The 18,536-nt window shown below is 71.0% G+C and carries 17 protein-coding genes and 1 pseudogene; 8 read left to right on the top strand and 10 right to left on the bottom strand.

The features are described from left to right. Positions 1–58: 58 nt before the first annotated feature. Positions 59–994: a metallophosphoesterase gene (locus tag WMR31_RS12810; RefSeq protein ID WP_340539231.1), complete on the bottom strand. Its 936-nt coding sequence runs from the start codon at positions 992–994 to the stop codon at positions 59–61. Between the two features lie 26 nt (positions 995–1,020). On the opposite strand from WMR31_RS12810, the gene WMR31_RS12805 reads away from it, so the two are divergent. Then, positions 1,021–1,482, top strand: a complete 462-nt coding sequence (locus tag WMR31_RS12805; protein WP_340539230.1) for a GatB/YqeY domain-containing protein — start codon at positions 1,021–1,023, stop codon at positions 1,480–1,482. Between the two features lie 9 nt (positions 1,483–1,491). Here WMR31_RS12805 and WMR31_RS12800 read toward each other — a convergent pair whose 3' ends face one another. Then, positions 1,492–3,705: a transglycosylase domain-containing protein gene (locus WMR31_RS12800; protein ID WP_340539229.1), complete on the bottom strand. Its 2,214-nt coding sequence runs from the start codon at positions 3,703–3,705 to the stop codon at positions 1,492–1,494. 312 nt (positions 3,706–4,017) lie between these two features. On the opposite strand from WMR31_RS12800, the gene WMR31_RS12795 reads away from it, so the two are divergent. Beyond that, the gene (locus tag WMR31_RS12795; protein ID WP_445321630.1) at positions 4,018–4,305 is read left to right on the top strand and encodes a WhiB family transcriptional regulator; all 288 of its coding nucleotides are present in this window, start codon (positions 4,018–4,020) and stop codon (positions 4,303–4,305) included. Between the two features lie 33 nt (positions 4,306–4,338). On the opposite strand, the gene bagB is transcribed toward WMR31_RS12795, so the two are convergent. The 3 genes and pseudogenes from bagB to WMR31_RS12780 form a co-directional block, all read right to left on the bottom strand. Then, complete coding sequence (gene bagB, locus WMR31_RS12790) at positions 4,339–5,520, bottom strand: ArsA family ATPase (RefSeq protein ID WP_340539228.1); 1,182 nt, start codon at positions 5,518–5,520, stop codon at positions 4,339–4,341. Further along, a pseudogene (gene bagA, locus WMR31_RS12785) lies at positions 5,517–6,515 on the bottom strand (ATPase BagA); the annotation flags it as partial. The gene bagB and the pseudogene bagA, both read right to left, overlap by 4 nt. A 40-nt stretch (positions 6,516–6,555) precedes the next feature. Beyond that, a complete protein-coding gene (locus tag WMR31_RS12780; protein WP_340539226.1) occupies positions 6,556–6,885 on the bottom strand; it encodes a TfoX/Sxy family protein in 330 nt (109 codons plus the stop codon). Between the two features lie 241 nt (positions 6,886–7,126). Here WMR31_RS12780 and WMR31_RS12775 point away from each other — a divergent pair, with 241 nt between their 5' ends. Further along, positions 7,127–8,659, top strand: coding sequence for an amino acid permease (locus WMR31_RS12775; protein WP_340539225.1), 1,533 nt, complete (start codon positions 7,127–7,129; stop codon positions 8,657–8,659). Here WMR31_RS12775 and WMR31_RS12770 read toward each other — a convergent pair. From WMR31_RS12770 to WMR31_RS12755, 4 genes are all read right to left on the bottom strand, one after another. Continuing rightward, positions 8,628–11,051, bottom strand: a complete 2,424-nt coding sequence (locus WMR31_RS12770) for an ABC transporter permease (RefSeq protein ID WP_340539224.1) — start codon at positions 11,049–11,051, stop codon at positions 8,628–8,630. The genes WMR31_RS12775 and WMR31_RS12770 overlap by 32 nt on opposite strands. Beyond that, entirely contained in the window at positions 11,048–11,818 is a 771-nt protein-coding gene (locus WMR31_RS12765; RefSeq protein WP_340539223.1) for an ABC transporter ATP-binding protein, read from the bottom strand. Before WMR31_RS12765 ends, WMR31_RS12770 begins: the two co-directional genes overlap by 4 nt. A 244-nt stretch (positions 11,819–12,062) precedes the next feature. Continuing rightward, entirely contained in the window at positions 12,063–12,737 is a 675-nt protein-coding gene (locus WMR31_RS12760) for a response regulator transcription factor (protein ID WP_340539222.1), read from the bottom strand. Further along, on the bottom strand, positions 12,734–13,891 hold the full coding sequence (locus WMR31_RS12755; protein ID WP_340539221.1) for a sensor histidine kinase: 1,158 nt from the start codon (positions 13,889–13,891) through the stop codon (positions 12,734–12,736). Before WMR31_RS12755 ends, WMR31_RS12760 begins: the two co-directional genes overlap by 4 nt. A gap of 97 nt (positions 13,892–13,988) precedes the next feature. Between WMR31_RS12755 and sp36 the strand changes: the two genes are divergently transcribed. From sp36 to WMR31_RS12730, 5 genes are all read left to right on the top strand, one after another. Continuing rightward, positions 13,989–14,147, top strand: a complete 159-nt coding sequence (sp36, locus tag WMR31_RS12750; RefSeq protein WP_340539220.1) for a Sp36 family protein — start codon at positions 13,989–13,991, stop codon at positions 14,145–14,147. Further along, the gene (locus WMR31_RS12745) at positions 14,144–14,602 is read left to right on the top strand and encodes a RidA family protein (protein ID WP_340539219.1); all 459 of its coding nucleotides are present in this window, start codon (positions 14,144–14,146) and stop codon (positions 14,600–14,602) included. The genes sp36 and WMR31_RS12745 overlap by 4 nt, the downstream gene beginning before the upstream one ends. Positions 14,603–14,606: 4 nt before the next feature. Next, a complete protein-coding gene (locus WMR31_RS12740; RefSeq protein ID WP_340539218.1) occupies positions 14,607–15,491 on the top strand; it encodes an NUDIX hydrolase in 885 nt (294 codons plus the stop codon). Further along, the gene (locus WMR31_RS12735) at positions 15,488–16,300 is read left to right on the top strand and encodes an MBL fold metallo-hydrolase (RefSeq protein WP_340539217.1); all 813 of its coding nucleotides are present in this window, start codon (positions 15,488–15,490) and stop codon (positions 16,298–16,300) included. Before WMR31_RS12740 ends, WMR31_RS12735 begins: the two co-directional genes overlap by 4 nt. A 579-nt stretch (positions 16,301–16,879) precedes the next feature. After that, complete coding sequence (locus WMR31_RS12730) at positions 16,880–17,566, top strand: endonuclease domain-containing protein (protein WP_340539215.1); 687 nt, start codon at positions 16,880–16,882, stop codon at positions 17,564–17,566. Positions 17,567–17,765: 199 nt separating this feature from the next. Here the strand turns inward: WMR31_RS12730 and WMR31_RS12725 are convergent, their stop codons facing one another. Further along, positions 17,766–18,443, bottom strand: coding sequence for a Crp/Fnr family transcriptional regulator (locus WMR31_RS12725; protein ID WP_445321629.1), 678 nt, complete (start codon positions 18,441–18,443; stop codon positions 17,766–17,768). Positions 18,444–18,536: the final 93 nt, after the last annotated feature.

Genomic DNA, 18,536 nt, shown 5'->3' with positions numbered 1-18,536 from the left:
AAACCGGCTCACAAGCACGGGAGCATACCCGAGCAGGAGCCGGCATCCGCAATCGGTATCAGCTCGCGGGCGTGAGGGTGAGCAGGGTCGCCTCGGGGCGGCACGCGACCCGGATCCGGGCGTACGGACTGGTGCCGAGGCCTGCGGAGACGTGCAGCCAGGACGAGCCGGGGTCGCCGGGCTCGGAGTCGGCCGGGTGGCGGTGCAGGCCCTTGGCGCGCTCCGGGTCGAGGTCGCAGTTGGTAGTGAGCGTGCGGCCCTCGCGCCCCAGCCTCGGCAGGCAGACCTGGCCGCCGTGGGTGTGCCCGGCCAGGACGGCGTCATAGCCGTCGGCGGCGTACTGGTCGAGCACGCGCAGATAGGGGGCGTGGGCGATGCCCAACCGGACGTCGGCGTGCGGGTCGGCCGGCCCTGAGACGAGGTCGAGGCGGTCGTACTTCAGGTGCGGGTCGTCGACACCGGCCAGGGCGAACGAGACGTCGCCGACGGTGAGCGCCCCGGTGCGATTGGTCAGGTCGAGCCACCCGGCTGCCCTGAACCGTCGCGAGAGGTCGCGCCACGGCAGCTCCGGGCTGTGGACGTGGCGCTTGCCGTCGTCGGGCAGCAGGTAGCGCACGGGGTTGCGCAGGGTCGGCTCGAAGTAGTCGTTGGAGCCGTGCACGAACACCCCGGGGACGTCGAGCAGCGGACCGAGCGCGTCGCAGAGCATGGGCACCGAGTCGCGGTGGGCGAGGTTGTCGCCGGTGTCGACCACCAGGTCGGGGCGCAGGCCGGCCAGGCCACGCAGCCACTCCTGCTTGCGGTGCTGGCCCGGCGTGAGGTGGATGTCGCTCAGGTGCAGGACACGCAGAGGCCGGGCGCCGGCCGGGAGCAGCGGCACCTCGACCCGCCGCAGGGTGTACTGGCGCGCCTCGTGCATCGCATAGCCGGTCAGGGCCGCCCCGGCGATCGCTCCCGCGCCGACCAGGCGCGAGAGAATGCGCGCGAAAGCCATGGGCCCAGGCTGCCACAATGATCCTCATGGCCACTCTCAAGGACCGGCTCCGCTCCGACCTGACCGCTGCGATCAAGGAGCGTGACGCCGTGCGCTCCTCGACCCTTCGGATGGTGCTCACCGCGATCACCAACGCCGAGGTCTCCGGCAAGGTCGCACGCGAGCTCGAGGACGACGAGGTGGTCGGCGTCCTCACCAGCGAGGCGAAGAAGCGCCGCGAGGCCGCCACGGCCTTCGAGGACGGCGGGCGCGCCGAGAGCGCGGCGAAGGAGCGCGCCGAGGCCGAGGTGATCGCCGTCTACCTCCCCGAGCAGCTCACGCCCGAGGAGATCGCCGAGGTGGTCACCGCTGCGATCGTGCAGACCGGCGCGGCCGGCGAGGGCATGCGGGCGATGGGCAAGGTGATGGGCGTCGTCCAGCCGCAGGTGAAGGGGCGGGCCGACGGCGGCGCTGTGGCCGCCGAGGTCCGTCGGCAGCTGGGGGCCTGAGCTCCCTTCCTAGCGGCCTCTACCGCCGTTGCCGTTGCCGTTCCCGCCGCCGTTGTTCCCGCCGCCGTTGTTGTTCCCGCCGTTGTTGCTCGAGGGCGGGGGCGGGATGTACACGGTGGTACTTCCGGCGCCGGGAACGCCACTGGGATAGACGAAGTTCTCGTCCGGCAGGCGCTTGGCGATCACCTTCATCGCATCGCCCCACATCGGCGCCGCCAGGCCCGAACCCGAGGCGGTGACGGTGACGCCGTTGATGGTGAGACCGTCCAGGCCGATCGGGGTGCCGTACTTGTTGGCGCCGGCGATCATCGACGCGGTCGCCATGTTGGGGGTGTAGCCCACGAACCACACCGAGGGCGACACCCCGCCGCCACCGGTGGTACCGGTCTTGCCGGCGGCGGGCTGGCCCAGGGCCTGGGCGCTGGCGAAGCCTCCCTCGATCACGCCTCGGAGGATGTCGTTGACGGCGTCCGCGGTGGACTCCGACATCACCTGGGAGCAGCGCGGCTTGTACTTCTTCAGCACCTTGCCGTTGGCGTCGGCGATCGAGGAGACCGGCCTGGCCTCGCAGTGCTCGCCGCGCGCGGCGAAGGTGGCATAGGCCTCGGCCATCTCCAGCGGGCTCACGTCCGCGACGCCGAGGGTGAAGAACGGGATGCGCTCGGCGGAGATGCCCTCGCAGCTGTCGTGCTCGGGGCAGGTCAGGTCGACGCCCATCGACTTGGCCAGCTCGTAGGGCTTGCAGACGCCGGTGTCCTTCTCGAGGTTGAGGAAGAAGGTGTTGATCGAGTTGCGGGTGCCGGTGTAGAGGTTCTCCACGCCGCCCGATTCCACCGAGTTGCCGATCGGGAAGGTGCCGGACCCGTAGGACGGCGCGCCCTTGCAGTTGGCGTAGTCGGAGTAGCTCATCGTCGCGCTGTTGGGCGAGGGGTAGGTCCGGTTGAGCGGGATGCCGTCCTCGATCGCCTGGGCCAGGGTGAACGCCTTGAAGGTCGAGCCCGCCTGGAATCCGTTGGAGTCGCCGTACTGCGAGGGCACCGTGTAGTTGAGGTAGGTCTCACCCTCCTTGTTGCCCATCGGTCGGCTCTGGGCGAGCGCCTTCACCGCGCCGGTGCCGGGCTCGACCATCGCGAGTGCGCCGATCGCGAGGTCGGTGGGGCGCACGTTGTTGCGGACGGCGACGTCGGCGGCGCGCTGGTCGTCGAGGTCGACCGAGGTGCGGATGGTGAGGCCGCCCTCGCTGATGACCTTCCAGCGCTCGGCCTCGGTCTTCCCGAGGGACTCGTCCTGCTTGAGGTACTCCAGCACGTAGGAGCAGAAGAACGCGGCGTCGCTGCCCACGCAGCCGTTGCGGGTGGTCGACACGTTGAGCTGGAGCTTCTTCGCCTTGGCCTTGTCGGCGCGCGCCTGCGGGATGACGCTCAGCCCGGCCATCCGGTCGAGCACGACGTCGCGCCGGGTGAGGGTGCGCTCGGGGTGGTCGGTGGGGTCGAAGGCCGAGGGGTTCTGCACCAGGCCGGCGAGGATCGCCGACTGGTTGAGGTTGAGCTTCTTGGCGTCGACGCTGAAGTAGTGCTGGGCCGCGGCCTGGATGCCGTAGGAGCCGTCGCCGAAGTAGACGGTGTTGAGGTAGCGCTCGAGGATCCAGTCCTTGGACTGCTTGTTCTCCAGCGCGATCGCGTAGCGCAGCTCGTTGAGCTTGCGGGCGTAGGTGTCGTCGGTGACCGCCTCGCGCTCCTCCTTGGTCTTCGCCTGCGCCAGGAGGGTCTGCTTGACCAGCTGCTGGGTGATCGTGGAGCCACCCTGGACGACGCCGCCGGCGCCGACGTTGGTGGCGAGCGCCCGCAGGGTGCCCTTCAGGTCGAGCGCGCCGTGCTGGTAGAAGCGGTAGTCCTCGATCGCGAGCAGCGCGTTGACCATCATCGGCGAGACCTGGTCGAGGGTGACATTGGTGCGGTTCTGCGACTTCTTGAAGACCGACGCGATGACCTTGCCGTCGGAGTCGAGGATCGTGGTCGTCTGCGGGAGGGCGACCTCGTCGAGCTCCTTGGGCAGGTTGTCCATCGTCTCGGCGGTGCTGCGGGTCGCGAAGCCCAGCACCCCGGCGAAGGGGATGGCGAGGCCGGAGACGACCACGCCGAGGACCACCGCGACGAGGACCATCACCCCGAGGTGGGAGAGGACCGTCGTGGGCCGGGGACGCTCGGACTTGGGACGGGACACGCCTACGAGGGTACGGGAGGGGCGTCGTCCGAGCCGATTTCAAGGCCGCTCGGGCGGCTCGAGCGGCGGGCTGGAGATCGTTCACCCCTGGCTCACCCTCCTGATCGTCCGGCACAGCGGACTAGTCATTTGGGACTAGGGAAGTGGAGTCGAACGAGGGCTGCCTGCGCCGCGCGGGTTCTTTAGGTTTGAACCATCGAGATCACCAGATCGAGATCACCGAACTTTCCAGCACCTTCCTTCCGGGGCGATCCGGGCAAGCACGTCATGGGGACGGGACCTCCCCAGGACCACGAAGTAGGGACATTGATCATGTGGGTTGAAGACTGGGCGCCGCGCGCCGCCTGCAAGTCCGAGCAACCGGACAAGCTCTTCGTGCGAGGAGCGGAGCAGAACAAGGCCAAGGCGCTGTGCCAGGGATGCCCGGTGCGGACCGAGTGCCTGGCCGAGGCCCTCGACAACCAGATCGAGTGGGGTGTGTGGGGCGGCATGACCGAGCGCGAGCGCCGCGCCCTGCTGCGCCGCAAGCCCACCGCCTCGTGGCGTGCGGTGCTCGAGACCGCCCGCATGGCGCAGGCACGCGAGTCCGTCTCGGCCTGACCCGTCCCGCCCGGACTACCCGAACTACCTGAACTACTCAGATCCCGACGCGAGCAGGTCGCCCACCCGGCGCAGCCCATCGAGATCGTGGACGTCGGTGGCCAACGCCGGCACCACCGCGGTCGGCACCTGCGGGTGCGAGGTCGCGAACCGCGCGCGCAGCAGCCGCTCCCGCTCCACCAGCCGGGTCTGGTCGGCGTGCAGCCGCAGGAGCCCGGCCGTGACCGACGTCGGATCGTTGCGGCGCAGCCGCTCGGCCGCCGCCATCGCCTCGTCGGCCGACAGGTCGCCCGACGGCGAGGGAGCCGCCCGATTGACGATCAGGCCCGCCAGCGGCATCTGATCGGCACTGAGCCGGTCGACGAAGTAGGCCGCCTCGCGCAGCGCGTCCGGTTCGGGAGCCGCGACCACCAAGAACGCGGTCTCGTGGTCCTGGAGCAGCCGGTAGGTCGCGGTGGCGCGCTGCCGGAAGCCACCGAAGACGGTGTCGATGGCCGCGACGAAGGTCTGCAGATCGCGCAGCACCTGAGCGCCGAGGATCTTGGTGAGCGCACCGGTGATCAGCCCGAATCCGGCGCCGACCAGCTTCAGCGGCCCCTTGGCCGGCGCCAGCATGAGCTTGATGAACCTGCCGTCGAGGAAGCTCGAGAGGCGTTCGGGCGCATCGAGGAAGTCCAACGCCGATCGCGACGGCGGCGTGTCGACGACGATCAGGTCGTAGGTGCCGTCCTTGCGGGCGTCGGCACGAAGCTGCCCGAGCTTCTCCATCGCCATGTACTCCTGGGTGCCGGCGAACGAGCTCGACAAGGCGACGTAGAACGGGTTCTCCAGGATCTGCTTGGCCTTCTCGGGGCTCGCCTGACTCTCCACCACCTCGTCGAAGGTGCGCTTCATGTCGAGCATCATCGCGTCGAGAGAGCCGCCCTCTCCGTCCTTGAGGCCGGACACCGGACGGGGGGTGTTGTCGAGCTCGTCGATCCCCATCGACTGAGCCAGTCGCTTGGCCGGGTCGATGGTGAGCACCACGACCTTGCGGCCCCGCTCGGCGGCCCGCAGTGCGAGGGCGGCCGAGGTGGTGGTCTTGCCGACGCCGCCCGAGCCGCAGCACACGATGATGCCGACAGTGGGGTCGTCGATCAGCGCGTCGACGTCGAGAGGGGGTGCCTGTGGCCCCGTGGGCCCGGTGCGGGCCGGGCGGCTCTTCCGGGTGCTCATGCGGACATTCCCTGCTCGCGCAGCAGCGCGGCGAGCTCGTACAGGCCGCCGAGGTCGACGCCCTGGGGCAGCCGCGGCAGCTCGTAGACCGGGACGCCGAAGGCGTCGACGAGGTCGCGCTGGGTGGCCTCCAGGGCGCGCCGCTCGGCGTGCTCGCTGCCGCCCACGAGCAGGTCGGCCACCAGCGTGTCGGCGACCGCGCCGTCCAGGCCGACCTCGGCGAGCTCGACGGCGACGGCTTCGGCGTCCACCTTCTCCAGCTGGTCGAGGGTCAGGTCGCGCGGGCGCACCTGGTTGACGATCACGCCGCCGACGGGGAGGTCGGCCGCACGCAGCTCGGCGATGCCGTCGGCGGTCTCCTGGACCGGCATCTCCTCCAGGACCGTGACCAGGTGGACCACCGTGCGCGGCGAGCGGAACAGCGTCATCATCGTGTCGGCCTGCGTGCGCACCGGCCCGACCTTCGCCAGCCCGGCCAGCTCGTTGCTCACATTGAGGAACTGCACGATCCGGCCGGTGGGCGGGGCGTCCAGGACGACCGCGTCGTACCAGGTGGCGCCCTTGTTGCGCCGGTTGCGCTGGACGGCCTCGTAGACCTTCCCGGTGAGCAGGACGTCGCGGACCCCGGGCGCGATCGTGGTGGCGAACTCGGTGACGCCGAACTTGTCCAGCGCGCGGCCCGCGCGGCCGAGCTTGTAGTAGAGGGAGAGGTACTCCAGGAGGGCGGCCTCGGGGTCGATGTGCAGGGCGTGGACGACTCCGGGCTTGCCGTCGGGCCCGGGCAGGCCGGTGGTGAGTCGGCGCTCCTCGAAGGGCAGCGGGTCGACGTCGAACATCCGGGCGATGCCCTGGCGTCCCTCGACCTCGCACAGCAGCACGTTGCGGCCGCGGTCGGCCAGGGCCAGAGCGAGCGCGGCCGCCACGGTGGACTTGCCGGTGCCGCCCTTCCCGGTGACGACGTGGAGTCGCACCTTGGGCCAGTCGCTCATGGCGAGAGAGCCTAGTGGTCGTGCTGCCGGGCACGACCGGGCAGTCCTACTTCGGCGGCCTCGCGTGCGCGGCGGCCTCGCCGCGACGCACCCAGCCCTCGAGCTGCCGCTTGGTCTTCAGGGCGGGTGCCTCGACGTGGAGCCAGGTGGTCGATGTCTGGTTGCCCATCACCATCGGCCCGACGTGCTCGCGGGCCAGGAGCCGGTCGCGTTCGGCGTCGTCGTCGATGCGCAGCAGCATCCCGCCCTGCCCGCTCACGCACAGCGCCATGTTCCCCTGCAGCATGAACGCGAGCCCGCCGAACATCCGCTTCTCGATCGCGGGCTGCTCGATCAGCTCGCGGACTCGTTCGGCCAGCTTCTCGTCGTGGGCCATGCGGCCAGTCTCGCCGACCCGCCCGCGTCTGTCATGGCTGTCATCTCCGGGTTGGCCGGGGTGGACCGGGTGGCCGGGGTCGCGCGGGGTGTGGATGAGCCGGGGATAGTTTGAGGCGTCATCAACCTTTCAGAGCTCATGAAGGTTGATAACGCCTCAAACTATCCCGGCCCCGTCCACAGCCCAGATCGGATTGACGAAGGTTGACGGGAGTAGGGCCGCGGGTGCAGGTTGCTGGAGCATGAGCCTGTTCCGCACGAAGTCGATCGAGCAGTCCATCGCCGATACCGACGATCCCGAGACCAAGCTGCGCAAGGATCTCGGCGCGCTCGACCTGACGGTGTTCGGGGTCGGGGTGATCATCGGCGCGGGCATCTTCGTGCTCACCGGCTCGGTCGCGGCCACCAACTCCGGGCCGGCGCTGGCGCTAAGCTTCCTGATCGCCGCGGTGGCGTGCGGGCTGGCGGGGCTCTGCTACGCCGAGTTCGCCTCCACGGTGCCGGTGGCGGGCAGCGCCTACACGTTCAGCTACGCAACCCTCGGCGAGGGCGTCGCCTGGATCATCGGCTGGGACCTCGTCCTGGAGTTCACCATCGGCTCGGCCGCGCTCGCCTCGGGCTTCTCCGGCTACCTCGACACCGTGCTCGACATCTTCGGCATCACGATCCCGGAGAAGATCTCCTCGGCCTCCGAGGGCTTCATCGACCTGCCGGCCGTGGTGATCGCGCTGCTGGTCACCTGGATGCTCGTGATCGGCACCAAGTTCTCCAGCCGCTTCAACCAGGTGGTCGTGGCGATCAAGCTCGTCGTGATCGCCGCCGTCATCGTCGTCGGGCTCACCCTCATCAAGGTCGAGAACTGGACGCCGTTCATCCCGCCGTCGGAGCCGGCGCCGAAGTCGGAGGGCGGGTTCGCCAGCCTGCCGCTGATCACCTCCCTGCTCGGCATCGAGCCCGCCGTCTTCGGTGTCGCCGGGGTCATCTCCGGTGCCGCGGTGGTCTTCTTCGCCTTCATCGGCTTCGACATCGTGGCCACCACCGCCGAGGAGGCCAAGAACCCGCAGCGCGACGTACCGATCGGGATCCTCGGCTCCCTGGCCATCGTCACCGTGCTCTACGCCGCGGTGAGCCTGGTCGTCACCGGCGTGCAGAGCTTCCGCGACATCGACCCCAAGGACCAGGCGCCGCTGGCCACCGCTTTCGAGGCCGCCGGCGTCGACTGGATGCGCAACGTCGTGGCGATCGGCGCCTGCATCGGCCTGGTCGTGGTCTGCATGATCCTCATGCTCGGGCAGTGCCGGGTGGCCTTCGCCATGGCGCGCGACGGACTGCTGCCGCGCCAACTGGCGAAGGTCCACCCGAAGTACGGCACGCCGTACCGCATCACCCTCATCACCGGCGTCGCGATCGCCCTACTCGCCGGGTTCGTCGACCTCGAGACGCTGGCCCACCTGGTCAACATCGGCACCCTGTTCGCGTTCGTGCTGGTGAGCGTCGCCGTGGTGATCCTGCGCCGCACCCGCCCCGACCTCCCGCGCGCCTTCCGGACGCCGGCCGCGCCCGTCGTCGCCACGCTCGCGGTGCTGATGTGCGTGTACCTGATGCTCAACCTCACCGGCGAGACGTGGCTGCGCTTCCTCATCTGGATGGCGCTCGGCGTGCTCGTCTACTTCGCCTACGGACGCCGGCACAGCCGGTTGGGACGCGAGGGCCACGGCGCGACCACGCCCGGCACCGACACGGTCAGTCGGTCGCCAGACCAGCGGCGGGAGTGACCCGCGCCGCCCGCCTGGCCGGCAGGACACACGCCAGGAGACCCGCGGCGGCGGAGATCAGCACCACGATCGCGAGCTGACCCCACGGCAGCACCAGCGGCGCGTCCGAGACCGCCTTGCGGATCAGCGCCTCGACGCCGACCCACGCGAACGTCGCCCCGATGGCGGTGCCGAGCACCGTCGCGACCACCGAGAGGAGCACCGCCTCCACTCCGAGCATCGTGCGCAGCTGCCGGCGGGTGAGGCCGAGCGCCCGTAGCAGCGCGTGCTCCCTGGTGCGCTCGAGCACCGAGAGCCCCAGCGTGTTCGCGATGCCGATCAGGGCGACGACGACGGCCATGCCGAGCAGGCCGACGACGGCGCCGGTCATGATGTCGAGCTGCAGGTTGATGAAGGCTCGGTCGGCGAAACCGTTCTCGAGGTCGGCGCCGAGGCCGGATGCGGCGACGTCGAGGCGGTCGGCGAGGTCGCCGCTGTCGGCGTCGTCGTCGATCCGCAGCCACAGGGCCGCGTCGTGGGGCTCGGAGGTGAGCCGGGCGAGCGTGGCCGACGAGACCAGCGCGCTGGTGTTGCCGAAGCCCTCCTTGACGACCGTGCGCAGTTGCACGCTGTGCCCGTCCACTTGGACGGTGACCCGGTCCGGGATCGGCTCGTCGATGCCGAGGTCGACGGGCAGGGCGATCTCGTCGTCGGCGACGTCGAGCTCCGTGCCGTCTCCGCGCAGCAGCCCGTCGTCGGCAGGACGGCCGAGGATCTCCAGCGGCCCGAGCTGCCCCACGGTGGCTCGGACGCCGGGCACGGTGACGACCTGCTCGACGCCGTCGATGGCGCCGACGACCTTCGCCGCGTCCGGGTCCAGGCTCTGCGCGCCCTCGGGTCCCACCGTCAGGCTCGCGTCGATCGGGTAGGACGTGTCGAGCTCGGAGGAGAGCGCCGCACGCGTGCTGGCCATGCCGGTGAGCACGGCGGTGGTCAAGGTCACGCCGATCAGCAGCGACGCCGTCGTGGCCGCCGTCCGCCGCGGATGCCGGACCGCGTTGCCGGCCGCGAGGCGTCCCGGCGTACCCAGCACGCGGCCGGTCAGGCGCCCGGTGAGCCCGATCAGCGCCGGCATCAGGACCGGACCGAGCATCAGCACGCCGCTGAACGCGAGGATCCCGCCGAGCACCATCACCAGTGGCTCGGTGGTCGCGACCGAGACGCCGAGCAGGACGGCGCCCACCGCGACGGTGACGAACCCAGCCGCGAGACGCAGCCGTCCGGCGGCCGAGCGGACCTCGACGTCCTCACCGGGCCGCAGCGCGGCCAGCGGGCTCACGGTGGTGACCCGGCGGGTCGGCAGCCAGGACGCGACGAGGGTGACGAGGACGCCGGTGAGCCCGGCCGCGACGTACCAGGTGGGCGACACCGAGGCGTGGCCGAGGCCGGCGTTCGGGAACCACGAGTTGAGGGCGGCGACCAGGCCGTGGCCCAGTGCGGTGCCGGCGATCAGCCCGATGGCCGCGGCGAGCACGCCGATCGCCAGCGCCTCGAGGCGGACCGAGCGGCGCACCTGACGGCGGGTCGCGCCGACGCACCTGAGCAGGGCGAGATCGCGCTGTCGCTGGGCGAGGAGGATCGAGAACGTGTTGGCGATGACCAGCACCGACACGAACAGTGCGATGGCGCCGAAGAGCAGCAGCATGATCGCGGTCACGTCGACCCCGTGGTTGAGCTGCTTGGTCAGGTCGTCGACGTACTGGTCGCTCGCCATCACCTTCGCGGTCGGGACGGCCTTGGTGATCGCGGCCTCCGGGCCTGCCCACGCGACGCTGTCGACGAGCATCTGGTCGGCGAAGGGCGCCAGGTCGGGCCAGGTGAGGTACACCTCGGAGCGCAGGAACGCCGACGGGCTGTCGACCACCGCGGTGACCCGCACCTCGGAGGTCTGGCCCCCGCGACCGACCTCCAGGGTGTCGCCGACGGCGATGCCCGAGTCCTCGGCGACGCGATCGTCGACCGCCGCCTCGCCGGGACCGGTCGGGAACGTGCCGTCGACCAGGGTGGGCCAGCGCAGGTCGGGTGCGGTGGCGATCGAAGCGACCTGGTCGACGCCGTCGACGGTCGTCGCGTCGCGGGCGACCCGCAGTTCGGCCCAGCCGACGACGCTCGCGTCGGCACCGGCCTTCGGGGCGGCGGCCATGAGGTCCGCTGCGTCGCGACCGCTGATGGCGGTGGCCACCACGTCGGCGTTCTCGAACGGCGCGGAGACCCCTCGGGTGAGGCCGTCGCGAGCGGCCGCCGAGAGGGCGGCGATGGTCACCACGAACGCGACGCTGATGACGACCGCGAGGATCGCGGAGACGTAGCGGCGGGTGTGGAGTCGGAGCGAGGAGAGCAGGACAGTTCTCATCGGGCGTCCTGCAGGGTGCTCGCGAGGACCTCGGCGGTGGGGGAGACGAGGTGGGCGCGGATCGTGCCGTCGGCGATCACCACGACGTCGTCGGCGTAGGCCGCCGCGCTCAGCTCGTGGGTGACCATGACCACGGTGTGGCCCAGCTCGCGCACCGAACGGCGCAGGAAGCCCAGGACCTCCGCGGAGGACTCGCTGTCGAGGTTCCCGGTCGGCTCGTCGGCGAACACGATCGCCGGCTGCGCCACCAGTGCCCGGGCGATCGCGACCCGCTGCTGCTGGCCACCCGAGAGCTCCGAGGGCCGGTGGCTGAGCCGGTCGCGCAGGCCGAGGGTGTCGACGACCTCGGCGAGCCGGGCCGGGTCCAGGCGCCGTCCGGCGAGCTCGAGGGGGAGGGCGATGTTCTGCTCGGCGGTGAGCATCGGCAGCAGGTTGAACGACTGGAACACGAACCCGACCCGCTCGCGCCGGAACAGCGTCAGCGCGGTGTCGTCGAGACCAGTCAGGACGACGTCGTCGACGGCGACCGTGCCGCCGTCGGCGGCGTCGAGCCCGGCCAGGCAGTGCATCAGCGTCGACTTGCCCGATCCCGAGGGCCCCATGATCGCGGTGAACCGACCGCGCGGCAGGTCGAGATCGACGCCGCGCAGGGCGTGCACGGCGGCGTCGCCGCGACCATAGGTGCGGGTGAGCCCGCGGGCGCTGGCCGCGAGGGCGCCGGTGTTGGCGTGGGGCTGTGGCTGGGGTTGGGGCTGGGTGATCGTCATGCCACCACGCTCGCGTCTGGACGCCTTCGGATCGTCAGGCTGCGGGATGGTTCGGCGTCCGACTGTGGGATGACGGGGGTTGAGGCAGGGCTGGCGGTGGGCTGACGTGGCTGGCTTGTTACCGACCGTTCCGACTTGTTACTGACCGTCGTTACCTCTGACCTGCTCTTGCAAGCGCAGGTCAGAGGTAAGAACGGTCAGTAACAAGCCGCCGTCACGGTCGCCCGGCCGCAGTCGGACCGGCTCAGACCAGGCCGACCTCGTGGGCCAGCACGACCAGCTGCACCCGGTCGCGGGAGCCGGTCTTGGCCAGCAGGCGGCTGACGTGGGTCTTCACCGTGGCCTCGGCGACCACCAGGTCGGCGGCGATCTCGTGGTTGGAGCGGCCGCGGCCGACCAGGACGAGCACCTCGTGCTCGCGCTCGGTGAGCTCGCGGAGCCGGGCGTCGGAGTCGGCGTCCGCGGCGGCCTGCGCTGGGTCCGGCGCCGTGCCCGCGGCCACGTGCTCGAGCAGCCGCCGGGTGGTGCTCGGTGCCACCACCGCATCGCCGGCGTGCACGGTGCGGATGGCGCCGAGGAGGTCCTCGGGGGCGGCGTCCTTGAGCAGGAACCCGGCCGCGCCGGCCCGGATCGCGGCGAACACGTACTCGTCGAGGTCGAACGTCGTGAGCACCAGCACGCGGGGGCCGTCGGGGCGGGCGGCGAGCAGCGCGGTCGCCTCGACGCCGTCGAGCACCGGCATCCGCACGTCCATCAGGACGACGTCGCAGCCGGTGACCGCGAGCCGGTCGACGGCCTCGCGGCCCTGGCTCGCCTCGCCGACGACGGCGAGGTCGGGCTGGCTCTCGATCAGCATCCGGAACCCGGCGCGGACCATCTGTTGGTCGTCGACGAGGAACACCCGGATCGGATCGGTCATAGCGGGATCCTCGCGCGGACGCCGAACCCGCCGCCGGGCCGGGGTCCGGTCTCGAGCGTGCCGCCGTGGACGTCGATCCGCTCGCGCATGCCGAGCAGGCCGTGTCCGCCGGGGCCCGACACGCCTGCGGAGGCGCCGCGACCCTCGTCGGTCACCTCGATCTCGACCTGGTCGGACACCGTTACCCGCACGTGTCCGCCGGCCGAAGGCCCCGCGTGCTTGCGGATGTTGGTCACCGCCTCCTGCACCACGCGATAGGTGGTCAGCGCGACGGCGGTGGGCACCGGACGGTCGAGGCCGACCAGGTCGTGCTCGACGCCGTCGAGAAGGTCGGGGAGGTCGGTGAGCCCGGGCAGCGGGCTGCGGCCGGTCTCCTCGGCGCGGAGCAGGCCGAGCAGGTGCCGGGTGTCGGTGAGCGCCTCGCGGCCCGTGGCGGCGATCCGGGTGAGGGTCTCGGCGGCCACGGCCGGGTCCTGCGCCGCGGCGTAGCGGGCGCCGTCGGCCTGGACCACGATGACGGTGAGTCCGTGGGCGACGACGTCGTGCATCTCGCGCGCGATCCGGGATCGCTCGGCCGAGGCCGCCAACGCCACCTGCTGCTCGGCGTCGCGTTGGATCCGCTCGGCCCGCTCGACCAATGCATCGACGTACGCGCTCCGAATGCGTCCCAGCGTGCCGAGCGCCCAGGCGGCCACCACGAAGGCGCCGTTGGTGAACGCGAGCGGGAGGAAGGTGCTCAACCTCGCCTCGCCCAGGCCCACCGTCCAGTCCGCAGCGGCGACCAGCGACGCGATCGCACCGACCGCCAGCCCGACCCAGCCGCTGCGCACGGAACCGAACCGCGCCACCGAGTACACCGCGATCGGGAAGGCGAACTGGGTGGGCAGCGCGATGTCGGTGAACGGCAGCTGTGCGGCGGTCGCGACCGAGACCGTCCAGAAGACCGCGACCGGGTACCGGCGGCGCCACAGCAATGGCAGCGACTGGAGCGGCCCGAGGATCAGGCCGGTCAACTGGCCGGACGCGAGGGACAGCAGCGTGAGCAGCAGCAGGAAGCCGACCACGCCGACGTCGAGGAGCAGGGTGGCGCGCGGTCCCAGACGCCCCGACCGGCGCAGCTGCGCGGACGCGTCGGGGACTTCGGAGGTGCTCACCACGGCGTCCACCGTAGGTGGCGGCCGCGGTCGGGGCATCAGACCACGGGATGACGCGCGCAGCGGAGGGTGCGGTGCGGCAAGTATGGTGCCGAGCATGACCCAGTGGGAGTACCAGGTGGCGCCGATTCCGCTCCACAACGAAGCCTTGATGCTCAACAACTTCGGCCAGGACGGCTGGGAGCTGGTGGCGATCCACACCAACGCCCAGGGCGGGCTGGTCGCCTTCCTCAAGCGTCAGAAGGCCGACCAGTGAGCGCCGCCGAGGACCGGCTCGCCGAGCTCGGACTCGAGGTCCCCGAGGTCGCCAAGCCGGTGGCCGCCTACGTGCCGGCGGTGCGCAGCGGCGACCACGTCTACACCTCCGGCCAGCTCCCGATGCGCTCGGGCGAGCTGATCGTCACGGGCAAGGTGGGTGGCGAGGTGAGCGCCGAGGAGGCCTACGCCTGCGCCCAGCAGTGCGTGCTCAACGCGATCGCCGCCGTCAAGGCGGAGATCGGCGACCTCGACCTGGTCAAGCGGGTGGTGAAGGTCGTCGTGTTCGTCGCCTCCCAGCCCGACTTCTCCGGCCAGCCCGGCGTCGCCAACGGGGCCTCGGAGCTGCTCGGCAAGGTCTTCGGAGACGCCGGGATCCACGCCCGGTCCGCGGTCGGCGTCAGCGTGCTGCCGCTGGACGCGCCCGTCGAGATCGAGCTGCTCGTCGAGGTCTGACCCGATGCGCATCCCGCTCCCGCAGACGCGGCTTCCCGACGACCTGGTCGCGGTGGCCGGCGAGTACGCCGACGGGACGCGCGAGCCGGCCGAGCCGCGCACGGCCGCGACGGTGCTGCTGATGCGGGCCTCGTCGGAGGGGCCTGCGCTGTACTACCTGCGCCGCCAGCGGTCGATGAGCTTCGCGGGCGGGATGGCCGTCTATCCCGGCGGTGGCGTCGACCCGCGTGATTTCGACATCGAGGTCGCCTGGGCCGGTCCCTCCCCGCAGGAGTGGGCCACGCGGCTCGGGGTCGATGAGGAGATGGCGCGGGCCCTGGTGTGCGCCGCGGCGCGGGAGACCTTCGAGGAGTCGGGGGTGCTGCTGGCCGGGGCGTCGTCGTCCGACGTGGTCGCCGACACCACCGGCGAGGACTGGGAGGCCGACCGGGTCGCCCTGGAGTCGCGGGAGCTGTCGCTCACCTCGTTCCTGAACCGGCGCGGCCTGGTGCTGCGCACCGACCTGCTCGGCGCCTGGGACGCCTGGCTGACCCCGGTCTTCGAGCCGCGGCGCTTCCGCACCTGGTTCTTCGTCGCGGCCCTGCCCGAGGGGCAGCGGACCCGCGATGTGTCCTCGGAGTCCACGTCGGTGGAGTGGCTTCCGGCGCGCATCGCCATCGACCAGGCCGACGACGGCGAGCTGGCCATGATGGCGCCGACCTACCTCACCTCGATGGACGTCGCCTCCTACGACTCGCCCGAGGCGGTCCTCGCCGAGGCCGCCACCCGTTCCATCGACGCCGTGTTCACCCCGGCCGTCGAGCCGATGGACGACGGCTACACCCTCTCGATGCCCGACCGGCTGCGTCCGATGCTGGCCCAGCGGCTGGCCGGGCGGCCGCCGTCGTGACGTCGTCCGGGCCCTGGTCCGGGGGGCCGTTCGGGCAGCGCGGCCAGTGCCTCCTGGCCCCGAACCCCGGCATCATGACGCTCGACGGCACGAACACCTGGGTGCTGCGCGAGCCGGGTTCGGCACGCGCGGTGGTCGTCGATCCCGGCCCGTTCGAGGAGGGGCACCTCGACCGCGTCGACGACGAGACCGGGGACGTCGCCCTGGTGCTGCTCACCCATCACCACTTCGACCACTCCGAGGTCGCCGCCGAGCTCGCCGAGCGCAAGGGCTGCGCGGTCCGGGCGCTCGACCCGGCCTACTGCGTCGGCGCCGACCCGCTCGCCGACGACGAGCTGATCTCGATCGACGGCCTCCGGCTCCAGGTCCTCGCGACCCCCGGCCACACCGCCGACTCCGTCTCCTTCCTGCTGCCCGACGAACGCGTGCTGCTCTCCGGCGACATGGTCCTGGGCCGCGGAACGACGGTCGTCGCCCACCCCGACGGCCAGCTGGCGCCCTACTTCGACTCGATCGAGCGGATGCGCGCCCTGGTGGACGCCGGCGAGGTCGACACGATCTGGCCGGCCCACGGACCCGTGCTCCCCGACGCCGGCGCGGTACTCGACTTCTACCGCGCCCACCGCCGCGAGCGGCTTTCCCAGGTGGAGACGGCGCTCGAGCAGCTTGCCGAAGACCCGACGGCATCCTCGGCCGACACCCTGGCGCGCCGAGTCGTCGAGGTCGTCTACGCCGACGTCGACCCGGTGCTCTGGGATGCCGCCGAGCTGTCGGTGCGCGCACAGTTGGAGTACCTGGCCGAGCGATGACGCGTCCGCGCTGACCAGTCCGGGTGCGGGTTGCCACTCTTCCCTGCCGTTCCCTCCCCCTTCCCGGCGCAATTGCGCGGTTTGGGTCGTTGAAGTGGCGGGATTCTGCCCCGTTTGGCGCAATTGCGCGGTTTGGGTCGGTGTGGGTGCCCGCTGCTGCACCGTTCGGCGCAATTGCGTGGTTTGGCAACGTGTCTTGTCGCCACAGTGCCGGCCATATCGGGACTGCCGAGGTGATCGTGGACGACGCCGAACCTGCCCCTGTGGATGACGAAAGCGGACGAGCGACACAGTGGGCATGGTCCTCCTATGGCCAACCACCTCCGCCGCCTCGATCACAGGTCAGGGACTCCTGAGTCCGACTTCAGCTTCGACCGACCGTTCACGCGTGGTCAGCTCCTGGCCGCGGGACATAGCCGGACGGTCCTGCGCCGCAACGACTTCGTGCAGGTAGTCGAACGGGTGTGGGTCAGAGAGCGCGCGGTCGACCGGCTCACCCTTATCAGTGCCGCCCTCCTGATTCACCCACCTTCCGCTTTCGCGAGTCATCTCTCGGCCGCGGTCGTACTAGGCCTTCCGGTGCCCGATCACGGCTTCGCCCATGTCACCGTGGCCCGGTCGCGGGACCGCCGATTCCGTCCGGAGATCAAGCCGCACGTCACGGGACGTCGGCGGCGGGTGAGCGTCGTGGACGGCATCAGGACGACCGGGCCGATCAACACCTTCATAGACTGCGCGGGTTGGCTCTCGTTCATCGACCTGGTCATCCTCGGCGACGCGCTGGCGAAGAAGTTCGGCATCAGTGCGGCACAACTCGTGCGTGCGTGTCGCGAGAGCACCGACTACTACTCAGGGCGCGCGGCCGTGGCTGCCGAGTTCGTCCGAGACGGCGTCGATTCACCCATGGAGACGCGGCTGAGACTGCTGATCGTCCTCGCGGGCCTGCCCGAGCCGGTCGTCAACTTCCGCACCTATCACGAGGACGGCACGTGGAAGCGCCGGTTCGATCTCTGCTACCCGGGGATCAAGGTGATCATCGAGTACGACGGGCGGCAGCACGCCGACAGCGTCGAGCAATGGAACGCTGACCTCAAGCGGCGCGAGGAGTTCGACGACGAGGGCTACCGAATCCTGGTGGTGACCGCCCGCGGCATCTTCCGCGAGCCCGAGCGGACGCTCGAACGCATCCGTCGGCTGCTGATCAGCCGGGGGATGATCGGGGTCCCTCCGATCGATCCCGCGTGGCGAGAGCACTTCGCCGCGTAGGTCGAGGCTCCGAGGTCTTGCGCGGCTCCCAGTGCACCGTTTGGCGCAATTGCGCGGTTTGGGTTGGTGGGGCGGCTGGATTCTGCACCGTTCGGCGCAATTGCGCGGTTTGGGTCGGTGGGGCGGCTGGATTCTGCACCGTTCAGCGCAATTGCGCGCTTAGGGCCCGCGCCAGGCTCGACCGCGCAGAACCCGAACCTCAGCGAGCCCGCCGCGCCAGCCGCTCGATGTCCATGATCACGACCGAGCGCGGCTCGAGGCGGATCCAGCCGCGGGAGGCGAAGTCGGCCAGCGCCTTGTTGACGGTCTCGCGGGAGGCGCCGACGAGCTGGGCGAGCTCCTCCTGGGTGAGGTCGTGGTGGACGTGGATGCCGTCGTCGGCGGTGCGTCCGAAGCGGTCGGAGAGGTCGAGCAGCGCCTTGGCGACCCGGCCGGGGACGTCGGAGAACACCAGGTCGGCGACGACGTCGTTGGCCTTGCGCAGGCGGCTGGCGAGCTGGGTGAGCAGGCCGCGGGCGACGATCGGGCGCCCCTCGAGCCAGCGCAGGAGGTCCTCGTGGGAGAGGGAGGCGAACGAGGCGTCGGTGACGGCGGTGACGGTGGCCGAACGGGGGCCGGGGTCGAAGAGCGACAGCTCGCCGAACATCGAGCCGGGGCCGAGGATCGCCAGCAGGTTCTCGCGGCCGTCGGTGGAGGTGCGGCCGAGCTTCACCTTGCCGTCGAGGACGACGTAGAGCCGGTCGCCGGAGTCGCCCTCGTGGAAGAGCACGTCGCCACGGCGAAGCCGGGTCTCGCTCATCGAGTCGCCCAACGCGGTCGCCGCTTCGTCGTCGAGCGCGCTGAAGAGCGGGGCCTGGCGCAGTACCTCGTTATCCACGGATCCTCCGTTGTACATCGGCGACGGGGCGCCCGAGAGACCGGACCCCGGACCCGATCCTAGAGGGTGACCAACCGCACACAGAACCGAACC

Origin of the sequence: Nocardioides epinepheli (genome assembly GCF_037936805.1) — a bacterium.
GTDB lineage: Bacteria > Actinomycetota > Actinomycetes > Propionibacteriales > Nocardioidaceae > Nocardioides.
Note: the sequence above shows the minus strand (reverse complement) of the source record. Positions and strands in the feature narration are given on the sequence as shown.

Excerpts from the sequence above, each read along its gene's own strand:
- WMR31_RS12810 (WP_340539231.1), bottom strand. The coding sequence starts at position 994 with ATGGCTTTCGCGCGCATTCTCTCGCGCCTGGTCGGCGCGGGAGCGATC.
- WMR31_RS12805 (WP_340539230.1), top strand. The coding sequence starts at position 1,021 with ATGGCCACTCTCAAGGACCGGCTCCGCTCCGACCTGACCGCTGCGATC.
- WMR31_RS12795 (WP_445321630.1), top strand. The coding sequence starts at position 4,018 with ATGTGGGTTGAAGACTGGGCGCCGCGCGCCGCCTGCAAGTCCGAGCAA.
- bagB (WP_340539228.1), bottom strand. The coding sequence starts at position 5,520 with ATGAGCACCCGGAAGAGCCGCCCGGCCCGCACCGGGCCCACGGGGCCA.
- WMR31_RS12780 (WP_340539226.1), bottom strand. The coding sequence starts at position 6,885 with ATGGCCCACGACGAGAAGCTGGCCGAACGAGTCCGCGAGCTGATCGAG.
- WMR31_RS12775 (WP_340539225.1), top strand. The coding sequence starts at position 7,127 with ATGAGCCTGTTCCGCACGAAGTCGATCGAGCAGTCCATCGCCGATACC.
- WMR31_RS12770 (WP_340539224.1), bottom strand. The coding sequence starts at position 11,051 with ATGAGAACTGTCCTGCTCTCCTCGCTCCGACTCCACACCCGCCGCTAC.
- WMR31_RS12765 (WP_340539223.1), bottom strand. The coding sequence starts at position 11,818 with ATGACGATCACCCAGCCCCAACCCCAGCCACAGCCCCACGCCAACACC.
- WMR31_RS12760 (WP_340539222.1), bottom strand. The coding sequence starts at position 12,737 with ATGACCGATCCGATCCGGGTGTTCCTCGTCGACGACCAACAGATGGTC.
- sp36 (WP_340539220.1), top strand. The coding sequence starts at position 13,989 with ATGACCCAGTGGGAGTACCAGGTGGCGCCGATTCCGCTCCACAACGAA.
- WMR31_RS12740 (WP_340539218.1), top strand. The coding sequence starts at position 14,607 with ATGCGCATCCCGCTCCCGCAGACGCGGCTTCCCGACGACCTGGTCGCG.